Below are 17322 nucleotides of genomic sequence, written 5' to 3' on the forward strand. Positions count from 1 at the left end.
GCGGGTGCGGTGTGCCAACAACAAAGCCCGGATCGTCAGGCTGAAATGCCGTCGATCCGGGCCATCGCGTCGTCCGCGCCGTAAGGCTGCAGGTAGGGCAACCAGCGCGGGTCCCTGTGCCCGGTTCCGATGATGCGCCAGGCGAGCCCCGTCGGCGGGGCGGGTTTGTGGCGCAGGCGCCAGCCGATCTCGACCAGGTGGCTGTCGGCCTTGGTGTGGTTGCAGCGGCGGCAGGACGCCACCACGTTGTCCCAGGCGTGCTGACCCCCGCGGGAGCGCGGGATGACGTGGTCGACGCTGGTTGCGACGCCACCGCAGTACATGCACCGGCCGCCGTCACGGGCGAACAGAGCTCGCCTGGTCAGCGGGACGGGCCCTCGGTAGGGAACCCGTACGAACCTCTTCAGCCGGACCACGCTGGGTGCGGGGACAGTAACGGTCGCGCTGTGCATGAAGGCGCCGGATTCCTCGAGGGAGACCGCTTTGTTCTCCAGGACGAGGACGAGCGCGCGGCGGAGCGGTACGACGCCGAGCGGCTCGTACGACGCGTTGAGGACCAGGACGTGCGGCACGGATGCCTCCTTGTACGCCGGCGGCGCGTGGCTCGCGCCGGGACGATCTGTAGCCAGTCTCTCCTCATGCCTGGTGGAAGCGCCACCATGTCCCGGTAACGGGCTGGGAGTGTTTTCGACCACACCCCCTACATCCCCAGGTGAGCACCGTCTCTCCCCCGCTGAACACAACGATCCACACACGATGCCCCGTTAGTGTGGTGGTTCTGCCCGAACGGCGCCTCTTATGTCCCCGGCCGTGGGCGGACCGCTACGCCTGGAGGTACCTGCTGTGTCCCTGACCGTCCTATCGGCCCTGGCCGCCGCCCCGACCCCGTCGCCGTCCCCGTCGACGACCGGTCGGGTCGCCCCCACGCTTCAGGACGCCCAGGAAAGCGCGACCAACGCCGCGAGCTGGGTCGAGGAGAACTGGTCGACCTGGCTCGCGATAGGTCTGCGCGTGCTGCTCATCGTGGTCATAGCCGCGGTGCTGAGAGTGGTGGTGCGGCGGGCGATCACCAAGCTCATCGATCGCATGAACCGCACGGTGCAGGCCGTCGACGGCACCTCGCTCGGCGGTCTGCTGGTGAACGTGGAGCGCCGCCGTCAGCGCTCGCAGGCCATCGGCTCGGTGCTGCGCTCGGTCGCGTCGTTCCTGATCATGGGCACCGCCGCGCTGATGATCCTCGGCACGTTCGCGATCAACCTGGCCCCGCTGCTCGCCTCGGCCGGTGTGGCCGGTGTGGCCATCGGTTTCGGCGCACGCAACCTGGTCACGGACTTCCTCTCCGGCGTCTTCATGATCCTGGAGGACCAGTACGGCGTCGGTGACACGATCGACGCCGGCGTCGCGTCCGGCGAGGTCATAGAGGTGGGCCTGCGCGTGACGAAACTGCGCGGCGACAGCGGCGAGATCTGGTACGTCCGCAACGGCGAGGTCAAGCGCATCGGCAACCTCTCCCAGGGCTGGGCCACGGCCGGCGTGGACGTCACCGTCCGCGCCTCGGAGGACCTGGACGAGGTGCAGTCCGTCCTGAACAACGTCGCCGAGGCCATGAGCAAGGAAGAGCCCTGGAACGAGCGCCTGTGGGGCCCGATCGAGATCCTCGGCCTGGACAGCGTGCTGCTCGACTCCATGGTGGTCCGGGTCTCGGCCAAGACCATGCCCGGAAAGGCCCTGTCGGTCGAGCGCGAGCTGCGCTGGCGCATCAAGCGGGCCTTCGACGAGGCGGACATCCGGATCGTCGGCGGAGTGGCGGCGGCCCACGAGGAGGAACCGGTCGACCCGTCGGAGAGCGTGGCGGCCCCCTCGGCCCACGCGAACCCGACCTCCGCGCAGTCCCTGGCCGCGGCCCCGATCGTGCCGAGCCCCACACCGCCGAGCACGACCAAGTAGCGCGACAGGACCCGCCCCTAAGAAGGAGGCGGCACCCGGGCACCCCGGGCGCCGCCTCCTTTCGCGTGCGCCTGGGTTCGCGTGCCGCCGTCCCGCGAACGGAAGCGCACGCCCCGTCCCGTCGAACCAGCACCCTCGAACAAGCGCGCCCCGTCTCGAACGGCAGCGCCCCGACCTCGAACAGCGCCGCCCCCGCAGGTAACGAGTCGGTTGCCGCGGGGGTGGTTTCTCTTGACGCCCCCACCCCACCCGGCCTACTTTCCTCGCACCAGCAATAGGAAACTTTCCTAACAATGATCTTGCGGTGGACTTCCGGAAGGCACCCCTGGGAAGCTGGTCGGCCAAGAAGGGCAGGTGGCGACAGACATGGCAGGATCCGCCGGTACGCCGGGCACCCCGCGCGTCCTGCGCGCCATGAACGACCGGGCCGCACTCGACCTGCTGCTCGCGCACGGCCCTCTCTCCCGGACCCGCATCGGCAAGCTCACCGGGCTGTCCAAGCCCACCGCCTCGCAGCTCCTCGCCCGCCTGGAAGCGGCGGGCCTGGTGCTCGCCACCGGCACGAGCGAGGGCCGCCCGGGCCCCAACGCGCAGCTGTACGCGGTCAATCCGGGCGCCGGCCACGCGGCGGGCCTGGACGTCACCCCCGACCGCGTCCTCGCCGCCGTCGCCGACATCACCGGCCGGACGGTCGGCGAGTACGAACTGCCCACCCCCGGCCGCCACCCCGCCCAGCCCGTCGTACGCCAGGTCACCGACGCCCTCGACGGCGCGGTCAAGGCCGCCGGACTGGCCCGGGACGACGTCCGCCGCCTGGTCATCGGAACGCCCGGCGCCTTCGACCCCAACACCGGCCGGCTGCGGTACGCCTCGCACCTCCCCGGCTGGCACACCCCGACGCTGCTCGACGAGCTGGCGGCCGCGCTGCCGATGCCCGTCGAGTACGAGAACGACGTCAACCTCGTCGCCATCGCGGAGCAGCGGCTCGGCGCCGCCCGCGGGCACGAGGACTTCGTCCTGCTGTGGAACGAGGGCGGACTCGGTGCCGCGCTCGTCCTCGGCGGCCGGCTGCACCGCGGCTGGACCGGCGGCGCGGGCGAGGTCGGCTTCCTGCCGGTGCCCGGCGCGCCCCTGGTGCGCCAGGTGACCAAGGCCAACAGCGGTGGTTACCAGGAGCTGGCCGGTTCCCAGGCGATCCCGAAGCTGGCCCGCGCACTCGGCATCAAGGACCTGCCCACGGGTTCGTACACCGAGGTCGCGGCAGCCGTCGTCGAGCGGGCCGCGACCGTCGGGGACGGCCCCTACCGACAGCTCCTGGAGACCTACGCGACCGGTCTCGCCACCGGTCTGGCCTCGCTGGTCTCCGTGCTGGATCCCGAACTGGTCGTGCTCAGCGGCTCGTCGCTCACCGCGGGCGGCGAACCACTGCGCGCCCTGGTCCAGGCCGAGCTGGAGGAGCTGGCCGCGTCCCGGCCGCGCCTCGTGGTCGGCGGCGTCCACGAACACCCCGTACTGCGCGGCGCGTTGGAGAGCGCGCTGGCAGCCACCCGCGACGAGGTCTTCGACACCTCCCGCTGATCCGCACCACCTCTCGACACCCGCACGCCCCCTCGCCTCACCGTCCCGCCCGTCCCCCCTTTCCGCCCCGTCCTTCGCAGGGAGACCTCGCCATGCCCGGAATGTCCCGAAAGGCGGCTGTCGCGCTCGCCGCCTCCGCCTCGATAGCCCTCTTCGCCACCGCGTGTACCGGCCAGTCCGACGGCGGCGGGAGCGACGACGCGTCCAAGGAACAGACGATCAACTTCTGGCACGCGTGGAGCGCGCCGGGCGAGGTCAAGGCCGTCAAGTCGCTGGTCGCCGGCTTCGAGAAGGCGCACCCCAACATCCACGTCAACGTCGTCGCCAACATGACGGACGACAAGATCAACCAGGCGCTGCGGGCCGGCGGTGGCAAGGCGCCCGACGTGATCTCCTCGTTCACCACGAACAACGTGGGCAAGTTCTGCTCCTCCGGCGCGCTCGTCGATCTCAACCCCTTCTTCAAGAAGTCGGGCATCGACCCCGAGACGACGTTCCCGAAGGCGATGAACGAGTACACCCAGTTCGACGGCAACCGCTGCACGGCGCCGCTGCTCGGTGACGCGTACGGCCTCTACTACAACAAGACCGCCTTCGAGAAGGCCGGGATCTCCTCGCCGCCGAAGACCTGGTCGGAGTTCGCGAAGGACGCCAAGAAGCTCACCGTCACCAAGGGCGACTCCTACTCCCAGCTCGGGTTCATGCCGAACTACCACGGCTGGGAGTCCACCACCGAGCACTACTTCGGGCAGTTCTCGCCGACGTACTTCGACAGCAGCGGCAAGTCGAACATCGCCAAGGACCCCGCCTTCACGGCCGGTTTCACCCTCCAGAAGAAGCTGGTCGACGAGCTCGGCGGCTTCAAGAAGCTGGAGACCTACCGCTCCAAGCTCGGTGACGAGTGGGGCCCCAAGCACCCCTTCCACACCGGTCAGGTCGCCATGCAGCTGGACGGCGAGTGGCGGCTCGGCATGGCCGAGGAGGCCAAGCCCGGCTTCGAGATCGGTGTCGCCCCGCTGCCGGTGCCGGACGACCAGGCGGACCAGTACGGCAAGGGCTACACCACCGGCACGATCGCGGGCATCGCGGCCACCAGCAAGAAGCAGAACGCGGCCTGGGAGCTGGTCAAATACATGACCACGGACACGGACGCGGTGGTCGGCTTCGCCAACGACATCCACAACGTGCCCTCGACCCTCGCCGCCCTCAAGTCGCCGAAGCTGAAGTACGACCCGCGGTTCAAGACGTTCCTGGACATCGCGTCGAACCCGAACTCCACGACGACGCCGGCGTCCATCAACGGCGGCACCTACCTCGTGACGCTCCAGCAGTTCGGATACGACTACGAGAGCGGCAGGACGAAGGATCTGAAGGCGGGCCTGGAAGCCACCGCCAAGCAGATCGACACGGACATCGCGCAGGCGAAGTAGCCACGCGATGAGCACAGTCACGCTGGCTTCGAAGCGCCGCCGGACGGCGCTGCGGACCCTCGCCTTCATGTCGCCCTGGTTGATCGGGTTCGCGGTCTTCTTCGCCTACCCGCTGATCTCGACCGTCTACTTCTCCTTCATGCACTACGACGGCTTCAAGCCGCCGACGTGGGCGGGGACGAAAAACTGGACGTACGTCTTCGAGAACTACCCGCTGTTCTGGCCCGCGTTGCGCAACACCCTGTGGCTGGTCCTCGTGATGGTGACCCTGCGAGTCCTGTTCGGACTCGGTGTGGGCCTGCTGATCACGAAGATCAAGACGGGCACGGGTGTCTTCCGCACGCTCTTCTACCTGCCCTACCTCGCCCCGCCGGTGGCGGCCACCATGGCCTTCGCCTTCCTCCTCAACCCCGGTACGGGACCGGTCAACTCGATCCTGGAGAAGGTCGGCGTCCCGGCCCCCGGCTGGTTCAACGACCCCTCCTGGTCCAAGCCGGCCCTGACCCTGCTGGCCCTGTGGGGCATCGGCGACCTGATGGTCATCTTCATGGCCGCGCTGCTCGACGTCCCGACGGAGCAGTACGAGGCCGCCGAACTCGACGGCGCGTCCGCCTGGCAGCGCTTCCGGTACGTGACCCTGCCGAACATCTCGCCCATCGTGATGTTCGCCGTGGTCACCGGCGTGATCCAGACCATGCAGTACTACACGCAGCCGCTGATCGCCGGGAAGGTCGCCTCGGGCGTCATCCAGGGCGCCGGCACGCAGTTCGAGCCCGGCTATCCCGACAAGTCGACGCTCACCCTGCCCCAGCTCGTCTACAACCTCGGCTTCCAGCGCTTCGACTACGGCTCCGCCTGTGTGGTCGCGCTCGTGCTGTTCGCCCTGTCCATGGTGTTCACCGCGTTCCTGATGCGGCGCCGGGGCGGTCTCATCCAGGCAGGTGACTGACCGATGACCCACGTACTCGACAAGCCGGCGGAGCTGACGAAGCCCGTCTCCCCCGCCGAACGCACCGCCCGCCGCAAGGCGCTCCTGGAGTGGGTGGCCATCCACTCGCTCGGCGTCGCCGCCGCCCTCTTCTTCGTCCTGCCCTTCGTGTTCGTGCTCCTGACCTCGCTGATGAGCGACAGCCAGGCCCTGAGCCGCGACCTGATCCCGCACACCTGGGAATGGGGCAACTACAAGAAGGTCTTCGACACCCCGGGCTTCCTCACCTGGTGGAAGAACACCCTGCTGTACGCGGGCTTCGGCACCGTGCTGACCGTCGTCTCGTCGATCCCGGTCGCCTACGCCCTCGCCAAGTTCCGCTTCCGCGGCCGGAATCTGTCCCTGATGCTGGTCATCTCGATGATGATGCTGCCGCCGCAGGTCGTGATCATCCCGATGTACCTGTTCTGGGCCAAGCAGCTGGACCTGTCGGGCACCCTGTGGCCGCTGATCATCCCGATGGCGTTCGGGGACGCGTTCTCCATCTTCCTGCTGCGCCAGTTCCTGATGACCATCCCCAACGAGTACCTGGACGCCGCCAAGGTCGACGGCTGCGGGGACCTGCGGACCCTGCTGAAGGTCGTCCTGCCGATGGCGAAGCCCGGTATCGCGGCCGTCGCGCTGTTCCAGTTCTTCTACGCCTGGAACGACTACTTCGGACCGCAGATCTACGCCTCGGAGAACCAGGGCGCCTGGACCCTGTCCTACGGCCTGGAGTCGTTCAAGGGCGCGCACCACACCGACTGGAATCTCACCATGGCCGCGACCGTTCTGGTCATGGCCCCCGTGATCCTCGTGTTCTTCTTCGCGCAGAAGGCGTTCGTCGAGGGTGTCACGCTCACCGGAGTGAAGGGTTAACCATGAAACTCACCGTGGTCGGCGGAGGGTCGACCTACACCCCCGAACTCATCGACGGCTTCGCCCGGTTGAGGGACACCCTGCCGGTCGAGGAGCTGGTCCTCGTCGACCCGGCGGCCGACCGTCTGGAGCTGGTGGGCGGCCTGGCGCGGCGCATCTTCGCCAAGCAGGGCCACCCCGGCCGGATCGTCACGACCTCCGACCTGGACGCGGGCGTGGAAGGCGCCGACGCGGTGCTCCTGCAGCTCCGGGTCGGCGGCCAGGCGGCCCGCCAGCAGGACGAGACCTGGCCGCTGGAGTGCGGCTGCGTCGGACAGGAGACGACGGGCGCCGGCGGTCTGGCCAAGGCGCTGCGGACCGTTCCGGTGGTGCTGGACATCGCCGAGCGGGTCCGCCGCAGCAACCCGGACGCCTGGATCATCGACTTCACCAACCCGGTCGGCATCGTCACCCGCGCCCTCCTCCAGGCGGGCCACAAGGCGGTCGGCCTGTGCAACGTGGCGATCGGCTTCCAGCGGAAGTTCGCCGGCCTGCTCGGCGTCTCCCCCGCCGACGTGCACCTCGACCACGTCGGCCTCAACCACCTCACCTGGGAGACCGGGGTACGCCTCGGCGGCCCCGAGGGCGAGAACGTCCTGCCCAAGCTGCTCGCCGAGCACGGTGACGCCGTCGCCGACGACCTGCGGCTGCCCCGCAGCCTCGTCGACCGGCTCGGCGTGGTCCCCTCGTACTACCTGCGCTACTTCTACGCGCACGACGCCGTCGTCGAGGAGCTGCGCACGAAGCCCTCGCGCGCGGCCGAAGTCGCCGAGATGGAACGGCAGTTGCTGACGATGTACGGCGACCCGGCGCTCGACGAGAAGCCGGAACTGCTGGCCCGTCGCGGCGGCGCCTTCTACTCGGAGGCCGCCGTGGACCTCGCCGCGTCGCTGCTCGGCGGAGGCGGCAGCCCCTACCAGGTGGTGAACGCGTACAACCGCGGAACCCTGCCGTTCCTGCCGGACGACGCGGTGATCGAGGTCCAGGCCGCGATCAACGCCAAGGGCGCCACGCCCCTCGCGGTGCCCGCCGTGGACCCGCTGTACGCGGGCCTCATGGCGAACGTGACGGCGTACGAGGACCTCGCCCTGGAGGCCGCTCTGCGCGGGGGCCGCGACCGGGTCTTCCGAGCCCTGCTCGCCCACCCCCTGATCGGCCAGTACGCCTACGCCGACACCTTGACCGACCAGCTGATCGCGCACAACCGGGAGCACCTCGCGTGGGCATGACCTCGACGGAACCCGGCGCCGGGACGGCCGCCGGGTCCGGCCCCGCAGACCCCACCGGCCTCGTGCTGGCCATCGACGCGGGGAACAGCAAGACCGACGTCGCCGTGGTCACCACGGACGGCCGGGTGACCGGCACCGCGCGCGGCGGCGGGTTCCGGCCCCCGGTGGTCGGCGTCGAGACCGCGGTCGACGTGCTCGCCGACGCCGTGCGGCGGGCCTTCGCGGAGGCGGGCGTCACCGCGGTCGAGCACGTCTCCGCCTGTCTCGCCAACGCCGATCTGCCCGTCGAGGAGGAGCAGTTGGCGGCGGCGCTGGACGCGCGCGCGTGGGGCGCCAGTGTGGAGGTGCGCAACGACACGTTCGCGATCCTGCGGGCCGGGATAGCCGACCCGCGCGGTGTCGCCGTCGTGTGCGGCGCCGGCATCAACTGCGTCGGCATGCGGCCCGACGGCCGTACCGCCCGCTTCCCGGCCATCGGCCGCATCTCCGGTGACTGGGGCGGCGGCTGGGGCCTGGCGGAGGAGGCCCTGTGGCACGCGGCACGGGCCGAGGACGGCCGGGGCGGACCCACCGCCCTGACGCGCACCCTGCCCGCGCACTTCGGCCTGGACTCCATGTACGCGCTCATCGAGGCGCTCCACCTGGAGCGCATCGGCAACGCGCGCCGGCACGAACTGACCCCGGTCCTCTTCGCCACCGCGGTGGACGGCGACCCGGTGGCCCGCGGGCTCGTCGACCGGCTCGCGGAGGAGGTGGTCGCGATGGCCACCGTGGCGCTGACCCGCCTCGACCTGCTCGCGGAGGAGACCCCGGTCCTCCTCGGCGGCAGCATCCTCGCCGCCCGGCACCCGCAGCTCGACGACCGGATCGGCGAACTCCTCGCCGCCCGCGCCCCCAAGGCGGTCCCGCAGGTGGTCGCGGCCCCGCCCGTGCTGGGTGCGGCGCTGCTGGGCCTGGACCGGGTGAGCGCGGGGCACGACGTCCACGCGCGCGTGCGGGCCTTCTACGAAGGGGGCTGACCGGACCGGTGAACGCGGGGGCGCGCGGGCGGGCGCCCCCGCGTTCCGGCGCGCCGGCGCGGGAACCGAACCGGACCGGAACACGTGTTCATGGGCAGGGGGGCGGTGCCGGGCAATTCGTGCTGCGCCGTGATCCGAACAAGATCCAGGCAAGGCCTGTGCGGATGCCGGTCCCGGCGGCGATACTTGCCGCCGTGCACCTACGCCGTGCGGCCGCGCCGGCCGCGTCCGCGGCGAGCGTGACCGGACGGATGACCATGGGGGAGGTCACGTGACACAGCCGCCGAAAGGCAGTGCGGCGCCACCGGGGCGGGGCGCGCCGACGATGCCGGCCGTGCCGCCGCAGGCCGGACCTCCCGTGCCGCAGGCCGGGCCCGGCGCTCCCCAGGGGATGCCGCCGGCCGCCGCCGCGGCACCGGCCGCTCCGCCGCGGCGTACCGCGTGGGCGGAGGGTGTGGACCGGCTGCGGGCCGGCGCGACGACGGAGCCGGGACGCCTGCGGATCATCGGCGCCCTCCTGGCCCTGCTGGTCGTGGCCTTCGGTGCGGTCACCGCCCTGCAGATGACGCAGCGTTCGGACGCCGCGGACAACGTGCTGAACAGCAGCCAGCCGCTGAGCGCGAGCGCCGCCGACATCTACCGCTCCCTCGCCGACGCCAACACCGCAGCCGCCAGCGGCTTCCTGGCCGGCGGCCAGGAGACGAAGGAGTCCCGCGACCGCTACGACCGGGACATCCGGACGGCTTCCGCGAAGCTGGTCACCGCGGCCAACAGCAGTGAGCCGGGCTCCCCTTCGGCGGCCACGATCTCCCAGCTGAACAGACTGCTGCCGGAGTACACGGGGCTGGTCGAGCGCGCCCGCGCCAACAACCGGCAGGGCTTCCCGCTGGGCGGCGCCTATCTCCGGTACGCGAACGAGAAGATGCAGGACCAGATGCTGCCGAAGGCCCAGCAGCTCTACACACGCGAGAACCAGCGGCTGAGCGCGGACTACGCCGAGGCAACGCCCTACCCGTGGGCGGCGATCGCCCTCGGCCTCGTCGCGCTCGGCGCCCTCGTGTGGGCGCAGCGGCGCAACTACCGCCGGACGAACCGGGTGATGAACCAGGGCATGGCCGCGGCGACCGCCGCGTCCGTGGTGGTCCTGCTGTGGCTCGCCGTCGGGCACACCGTCGCCCGGGCCGGGCTCGACGAGTCCTACGACCACGGGGTCCGGTCCCTGAACGTGCTGCACGCCGCGCAGATCGCGTCCCTGAAGGCGCGGGGCAACGAGAATCTCACGCTGGTCAGCCGGGGCGCGGAGACCAAGACCCTGGCCGACGGCAAGACGACGGTCGACCTGTACGACAGCGAGTTCGACACGGAGATGAAGCAGCTCACCAAGGGCCTCGCGGTGGCGGAGAACCTCGCGGACGACGCGGCGGGCGAGAAGCCCGTACAGACCGCGACGTCCAACATGAAGGAGTGGAAGGCCCGGCACAAGGACGCCCGCGCGTTCGACGAGCAGGGCAAGTACCAGGACGCGCTCGACAAGGTCATCGGCTCCCCCGACAAGAAACCCACGGGCGCGTGCTTCGACGGTGTCGACAAGAACCTCACGCTCGCGCTGACGCACGAGCAGACCGAGTTCAAGCAGGCGGCGAGCGACGGTCTGGGGGCCATGAGCGGGCTTCCGGCCGGCGCGGCGGTCCTCGCGGTCCTGGCCGCGGCGGGCGCGGTGTTCGGCGTCGGGCGCAGGCTTTCGGAGTACCGGTGAGAGGGGGAGCGGCGATGATCGCACGACGCCTGAGGGCGAGCCTGCGCGGCTGGGGCGGCGTGGGCGCGATGGCGGTCGCCTGCGCGGTCGCGCTCGTCTTCGCCCTGCTGCTGCCGCTGAGCGACGCCCACGGGGAGGGCGGTGCGGACGTCGGAGGCCAGGGCCTCGGCCGGGGCACCCAGGCCAAGGCCGAGAAGTGCACCGACCCGCAGGACCGGAGCCCCGCCCCGTCGAGCGCGGACGGGCCGACGATCGAGGCCATCAAGGCGCGCAAGGACCGGCGGCTGATCGTCGGCGTCGACCAGAACAGCTACCGCTGGGGCTACCGCGACCCGAACAACCCGAAGGCCGGCAGTGACCTGGAGGGCTTCGACATCGATCTGGTCCACGCCATCGCCAAGGACATCCTCGGCGACCCGGACGCCGTCCAGTTCCGCGCCATCCCCACCAGTCAGCGCATCTCCGCCGTCAAGGAGGGCACGGTCGACATGGTCGTGCGCACCATGACGATCACCTGTGACCGCCTTGCCGACGTCGCGTTCTCCGCGCCCTACTTCAAGACGGGGCAGCAGGTGCTCGCCCCGGACAAGTCCTCGATCACGGGGTACGACAAGAGTCTCGCCCACCAGAGGATCTGCGCGGCGACGGGTTCCACGGCCTTCGAGAAGCTGACGACCGACAAGCCGGTCGCGTCCGCCACCGTCATCGCCGTCCCCAACCAGCTCGACTGCCTGGTGCGGCTCCAACTGGGTGAGGCCGACGCGGTGGTGACCGACGGCGCGCTCGCCGCGAGCCAGGCGGCGCAGGACCCCACGGTCAGGCTGAAGGGGGGCACCTTCACCACGGAGTACTACGGCGTGGCCATGCGCAAGACGTCGGACGACCTGGTCCGCCGCGTCAACCGGATCCTCGCGGACTACCGCAAGGACGGCTGGCGCCAGTCCTACGACAAGTGGCTCGCGCCGACTCTGAAGGACGACTCCCCCTCGAAGGAACCGCCCACCGCCCAGTACCGGTAACCGACCTGATACCACTGGAGAGTTGCCCCGGCGCGCCGCCGAGCGCGCGGGGACGGACAGGAAGCGAGAGGTGATCGATGGGCGCCACGGAGCCCCCCGGGCCGGTGATGGACCGGGACGAGGCGGACCGTGCGCTGGCGCGCCTCGGCGCCGAGCACGAGGCCATCGAGACCTCCCTCCTCGCCCTGCAGGACCACGCGGGCCGCAGGCTCCTCGAAGGCGCCGAGCTCACCGGCACCACCAAGGAGCGCTGGACGTCCGCGGACGCCTCGATCACCCTGCTGTGGGCGTACTTCGACGCGTACACCGACGCGCTGCGCTCCGCGCGCGAGATCCGCTCCCGCAGGCGCTGGTCCAGCCGTGAGGACCTGGTCGAACTGACCGAGCTGCTGCGGGGATCGGGCATCACGGTCGCCGGTTCCGCCACGGCCACGGCGAACGCGCCGACGCTGGCCGGCAGCGGCAAGCTCAGCGAGCGGTTCACGCCGGCCGCGCTGGTGGACCGGATGAACGAGCTGTACGCGTCCTCGCTCGACATGATCGTCAGCGCGGACGCCGTGTGGTCCGCGCTGCCCGCCCGGATCGATTTACTGGCCGCCGAGCTCCAGCGCACCCGCGGGCTCGCGCACTCCGTGGGCGTGCGCCCCGGCGAGCATCCCTCGGGCGACGACCTGGAGCGGATCACCCGCACCCTGACCACCCTGCGCGAGCAGGTCATCTCCGACCCGCTCGCCTTCTGGACGCCACAGAAGGGCAGTTCGGCCCCCGGTGGCGGCCGGCCGGACACGACGGCGTACGACCGTGAGGCGCGCGCCCTGGAGGAGGTGCGCCGCGAGATCGACGCGGTGCTCACCGTGCGCCAGGACGCGGAGACGCGGCTGGTGAAGCTGCGGGACGTGCTCAGCCGGGCCGACCGTACGCTCGCCGAGGCGCGCAGTGCCCGCGGCGAGGTGCTCGCGAAGATCGCCGCGTCCGAGGTGCCCGCCGTGAGCGGTCCGCCGACGGCGTTGCAGGAGCAGCTGGCGGCGGCCGCGGAGTACCGCAGGCACGCCCAGTGGCACCGCCTGTCACCGCTGCTGGAGGCGCTGGAGGAGAAGGCGGAGGACGAACTGCTGCGCGCCCGCGAGTCGTTGTCGGCCGTCACCGCGCCGCTCGCGGTCCGGGCGGAGCTGCGCGGCCGGCTCGACGCGTACAAGGCGAAGGTCGCGCGTCTCGGCTTCGCCGAGGATCCGTTCCTCGTGGAGCGCTACGACGCGGCCCGGCGCATGCTGTGGAGCGCTCCCTGCGATCTTCGGGTGGCGGAGGAGGCGGTGCTGCGGTATCAGCGGGCCGCGGCGGAGGCGCTGAGCCCGAGGGTGCCGGAGCAGGGCGGCCCGCAGGACCGGGCCGAGCACAGGGGGCCCGACGCGTGAGCGGGGATGGGGGTGCGGCGTGAGTGAGCACGCTGAGGGTGAACGGAAGAGATGCCAGCGGCCCGGTTGCGAGGGGTCGTACGAGGACATGGGCGGTGGCGAGCTGTACTGCGACACGTGCGGGCTCGCCCCGGTCGTGTCCGCGAAGGGGACGGTGAACTCGCCTCCGACGGGGGTGACGGCGGGCGGCGGCGCCTCGCGCGGCTCCACCAGCGGGAGCGTGCGCGGGAGTTCGCGGGCCAGCTCGCGGACGTCGTCGCGCTCCTCGCAGTCCCGGCGCTCGGTGTCCGGCCGGCTGTCGCGGTCGCTGTCCGGCGGATCGACGAACCGTTCGGTGTCGGTGCGCAGTTCCGGTTCGACGGCGGGTTCCTCCGGCCGGGGCCGGCTCGGCGCGGGTCTCGTCGAGGTCCCGGGCGTGCCGCGCCCCGATCCGCGCGGGATGGTGCAGGAGAACCCGGAGGTCCCCGAGCGCAAGCGGTTCTGCTCGCGCTCCGACTGCGGTGCGCCGGTGGGCCGTTCGCGCGGTGACCGGCCCGGCCGCACCGAGGGTTTCTGCACGAAGTGCGGCCACCCGTACTCGTTCGTGCCGAAGCTGCAGACCGGTGACATCGTGCACGGCCAGTACGAGGTGGCGGGCTGTCTCGCGCACGGCGGGCTCGGCTGGGTGTACCTCGCCGTGGACCGCGCGGTCTCCGACCGCTGGGTGGTCCTGAAGGGTCTGCTCGACACGGGCGACCAGGACGCGATGGCGGCGGCCATCTCCGAGCGGCGCTTCCTCGCGGAGATCGAGCACGCCAACATCGTGCGGATCTACAACTTCGTCGAGCACCTCGACCAGCGGACGGGTTCGCTGGACGGGTACATCGTCATGGAGTACGTCGGCGGCAAATCGCTGAAGGAGATCGCCAACGGGCGGCGCACGCCGGACGGCAAGCGCGACCCGCTGCCGGTGGAACAGGCCTGCGCGTACGGCATCGAGGCGCTGGAGGCCCTCGGCCATCTGCACAGCCGCAACCTGCTGTACTGCGACTTCAAGGTCGACAACGCGATCCAGACCGAGGACCAGCTCAAGCTGATCGACATGGGCGCGGTGCGCCGCATGGACGACGACGAGTCGGCCATCTACGGCACGGTGGGCTACCAGGCGCCCGAGGTCGCCGAGGTGGGCCCCTCCGTCGCCTCCGACCTCTACACGGTCGCGCGGACCCTCGCGGTCCTCACCTTCGACTTCCAGGGCTACACGAACGTCTTCGTGGACTCCCTGCCCGACCCGGGACACATCGAGGTCTTCCGCCAGTACGAGTCGTTCTACCGGCTCCTGGTCCGCGCCACCGACCCGGATCCGGCACGCCGGTTCGCATCGGCGCAGGAGATGTCCGAGCAGCTGACCGGCGTGCTGCGCGAGGTGGTGTCCCTCCAGACGGGGCGGGCACGGCCCGCGCTGTCGACGCTGTTCGGGCCGGAGACGAAGGTCACCGACACGGAGCTGTTCGGGACCGTGGCCGAGGACGTGTCGCGGCTGGGGGCCCGGGTGGCCCCCGTCCGTGGGAGGAAGGCCGCGCCCCGACTGCCCGCGGGCGGCAACGGCGCGGCACCCCTGCCCCCGGCTCCGGACTCCCCCGCACTGGTCAAGCCCGTTCCCGCGGCGGCCGCCGCGCTCGCGCTGCCCGTTCCCCGGGTGGACCCGGGCGACCCGAACGCCGGTTTCCTCGCGGGACTCATCGCGTCGGCGCCCGCCGAGCTGATCGCCGCGCTGCACGCGGCCCCGACAGGCTCCCCGGAGCTGCGGCTGCGCGAACTGCGGGCCCGTCTGGAGATGGGCGAAGTGGCCGCCGCGCACCACGGGGTGGAGGCGCTGGAGTCGGACCACCCGGACGACTGGCGGGTGGTCTGGTACCGCGGTGTCACGGCGCTCGCGACGGGCGGGAACGAGATCGCGGCGCTGTCCTTCGACGCGGTGTACGACGCCTTCCCGGGCGAGCCCGCGCCGAAGCTGGCCCTCGGCCTGTGCGCGGAGGTGCTCGGCCAGCTGGACAACGCCGCGGAGTACTACCGCCTGGTCTGGACGACGGACCCCAGCTATGTGAGCGCGGCGTTCGGACTGGCCCGCGTGCAGCTCGGCGCGGGCGACCGCCGTGCCGCCGTACGCACCCTGGAGTCCGTACCGGAGTCGTCGATCCACTACACGGCGGCGCGGGTCGCCGCCGTGCGGGCGCGGCTGCGGCAGCGCCCGGTCGCGGACGCCGCGGCACCGCCGTTCCTGGACGACCTGACGGCCGCCGCGGGGCAGGTCGAGGCGCTCGACGGGTTCGGTCTCGACGCGGTGCGACGCGAGCAGTTGTCGACGGAGGTCCTCGGTTGCGCCCTGGACTGGGTACTCTCCGGTAGCCAGGGTTCCGCTCCGGCCTCCGGAGGCGGACATGTGCTGCTCGGCAGCGCGTTGGACGAACGCGGCCTCCGTTTCGGCCTCGAACGTTCGTACCGGACGCTGGCCCGGCTCGCGCGGGGCGGCGAGGAGAGGATCGACCTGGTGGAACGTGCAAACCGTTACCGCCCCCGGACGTGGGTGTGATTGATGTCCCAGATGCCCCAGCCCACGGCCCTTTCGCGGTGCCCCAGTTGCGAGGAGCCGCTGGAGGCGGGTGACCGTTTCTGCGGTGCGTGCGGCTACGACCTGTCGACGGTGCCGGAACCACCCCAGGACCACCCCACGATCGCCATCAACGGCGTCGGCGCGGACGCCTCCGCGCCCGCGCGGGCGGCGCCTTCCGTGGACTGGCCCGTGGCGCCGGAGGTCGACACCTCCGACGTCCCCGCGCCGGTGCACCACGCCGCCGACATCCGGGGCACCGACTCCGGCGGATCCGAACTCCCGCACCCGGAGCACCCGGAGCACCCGGAGCACCCGCACGGAGATTCCCCGCCGGGCGTACGGTTCGACCGGCCCCCGGAGCCCGACGAGTACCCTCTCGCCCCGCCGGCCGCCGAGAGCGTCGCGGCCGCCCCCGGGGCGCCCGCGGTGCCGGCCGATCCCCGCACCGCCGACCTGCCGGCACCCCCCGCGGGAGGCAGGACGTGCGTGGCGTGCCGGTCCGGCCAGGTCGACACCGACGGGTACTGCGAGAACTGCGGGCACGCGCAGCCGCGTGAACGGGACCACATGGAAAAGGAGTTGGGCGCGGTCGCCGCGGTCAGCGACCGCGGTCTGCGCCACCACCGCAACGAGGACGCGTTCGCGATCTCCTCGACCGCGCTGCCCGACGGCTCTCCCGCCGTCGTCGCGATCGTCTGCGACGGCGTCTCCTCCGCGACCCGCCCCGACGAGGCGTCCCTCGCGGCGTCCCGCGCGGCGAGCGAGTCGCTCATGGCGGCCCTGCCGCTCGGCACGCACCCGCAGCAGGCCATGCACGAGGCGATCGTCTCGGCGGCGGAGGCCGTCAACGCGCTGGCCGACCCGTCCACCGCGCAGGGCGACCACGCCCCGCACGTGAACGCGCCCGCCTGCACCATCGTCGGCGCCGTCGTCACCCCGGCCCTGCTGATCATCGGCTGGGTCGGCGACAGCCGCGCCTACTGGGTTCCCGTCGACCGCACCTCGCTGCCCGCCCGGCTCACCGAGGACGACTCGTGGGCCGCGCAGATGGTCGCCGCGGGTCTGATGAACGAGGCGGAGGCGTACGCCGACGAGCGCGCCCACGCGATCACCGGCTGGCTGGGCGCCGACGCCTACGAACTGGAGCCGCACACCGCGTCCTTCAAGCCGGACCGGCCGGGTGTGGTCGTGGTCTGCACCGACGGGCTGTGGAACTACGCGGAGGCGGCCGAGGACATGGCCGGGGCCGTGCCCCTCGACGCCGCCGAGCGTCCGCTGCACAGCGCCCAGGTCCTGGTGGGCCACGCGCTGGACGGCGGGGGCCACGACAACGTAACAGTGGCCGTCCTGCCGTTCCCCGCCCCCGTCCAGGGGGCAGGATCGGCCTGAGGCCGACGAACGGACGGGGACGGCCGAGGACCGCAGGGGACCGGTCCGCACAGTCATGGCCTCCG

At 71.6% G+C, this 17322-nt stretch carries 13 protein-coding genes; 12 read left to right on the top strand and 1 reads right to left on the bottom strand.

Translation table 11 applies throughout. The features are described 5' to 3' along the window. Positions 1-35 precede the first annotated feature (35 nt). Positions 36-572, bottom strand: a complete 537-nt coding sequence (locus ABZT74_RS09075) for an HNH endonuclease (protein ID WP_355863356.1) — start codon at positions 570-572, stop codon at positions 36-38. Positions 573-843: 271 nt separating this feature from the next. Here ABZT74_RS09075 and ABZT74_RS09080 point away from each other — a divergent pair, with 271 nt between their 5' ends. From ABZT74_RS09080 to ABZT74_RS09135, 12 genes are all read left to right on the top strand, one after another. Further along, positions 844-1947, top strand: a complete 1104-nt coding sequence (locus ABZT74_RS09080; protein WP_355863354.1) for a mechanosensitive ion channel family protein — start codon at positions 844-846, stop codon at positions 1945-1947. Between the two features lie 366 nt (positions 1948-2313). Next, positions 2314-3525: an ROK family transcriptional regulator gene (locus ABZT74_RS09085; protein ID WP_356433851.1), complete on the top strand. Its 1212-nt coding sequence runs from the start codon at positions 2314-2316 to the stop codon at positions 3523-3525. A gap of 92 nt (positions 3526-3617) precedes the next feature. Then, complete coding sequence (locus tag ABZT74_RS09090; protein ID WP_356172081.1) at positions 3618-4955, top strand: ABC transporter substrate-binding protein; 1338 nt, start codon at positions 3618-3620, stop codon at positions 4953-4955. Between the two features lie 7 nt (positions 4956-4962). After that, positions 4963-5904, top strand: a complete 942-nt coding sequence (locus tag ABZT74_RS09095; protein ID WP_356172078.1) for a sugar ABC transporter permease — start codon at positions 4963-4965, stop codon at positions 5902-5904. A 3-nt stretch (positions 5905-5907) separates the two neighbouring features. After that, positions 5908-6801, top strand: coding sequence for a carbohydrate ABC transporter permease (locus tag ABZT74_RS09100; RefSeq protein ID WP_355863346.1), 894 nt, complete (start codon positions 5908-5910; stop codon positions 6799-6801). Positions 6802-6803: 2 nt separating this feature from the next. Beyond that, entirely contained in the window at positions 6804-8069 is a 1266-nt protein-coding gene (locus tag ABZT74_RS09105) for a 6-phospho-beta-glucosidase (protein WP_356433852.1), read from the top strand. Next, positions 8066-9088 (top strand): BadF/BadG/BcrA/BcrD ATPase family protein, encoded by a 1023-nt coding sequence (locus ABZT74_RS09110; protein ID WP_356433853.1) that lies wholly within the window; start codon positions 8066-8068, stop codon positions 9086-9088. The genes ABZT74_RS09105 and ABZT74_RS09110 overlap by 4 nt, the downstream gene beginning before the upstream one ends. Positions 9089-9413: 325 nt before the next feature. Continuing rightward, positions 9414-10844 (top strand): hypothetical protein, encoded by a 1431-nt coding sequence (locus ABZT74_RS09115; protein WP_356434071.1) that lies wholly within the window; start codon positions 9414-9416, stop codon positions 10842-10844. A gap of 14 nt (positions 10845-10858) precedes the next feature. Continuing rightward, a complete protein-coding gene (locus ABZT74_RS09120; protein ID WP_355863338.1) occupies positions 10859-11863 on the top strand; it encodes a glutamate ABC transporter substrate-binding protein in 1005 nt (334 codons plus the stop codon). Positions 11864-11940: 77 nt separating this feature from the next. Then, a complete protein-coding gene (locus ABZT74_RS09125; RefSeq protein WP_355863336.1) occupies positions 11941-13275 on the top strand; it encodes a hypothetical protein in 1335 nt (444 codons plus the stop codon). A gap of 88 nt (positions 13276-13363) precedes the next feature. Next, the gene (locus ABZT74_RS09130; protein WP_356434072.1) at positions 13364-15847 is read left to right on the top strand and encodes a tetratricopeptide repeat protein; all 2484 of its coding nucleotides are present in this window, start codon (positions 13364-13366) and stop codon (positions 15845-15847) included. After that, positions 15848-17257, top strand: a complete 1410-nt coding sequence (locus ABZT74_RS09135; protein ID WP_356433854.1) for a PP2C family serine/threonine-protein phosphatase — start codon at positions 15848-15850, stop codon at positions 17255-17257. The last annotated feature ends 65 nt before the right edge of the window (positions 17258-17322 follow it).

The sequence above is a fragment of the Streptomyces sp. NPDC005302 genome (genome assembly GCF_040607345.1).
Classification (GTDB): Bacteria; Actinomycetota; Actinomycetes; order Streptomycetales; family Streptomycetaceae; genus Streptomyces.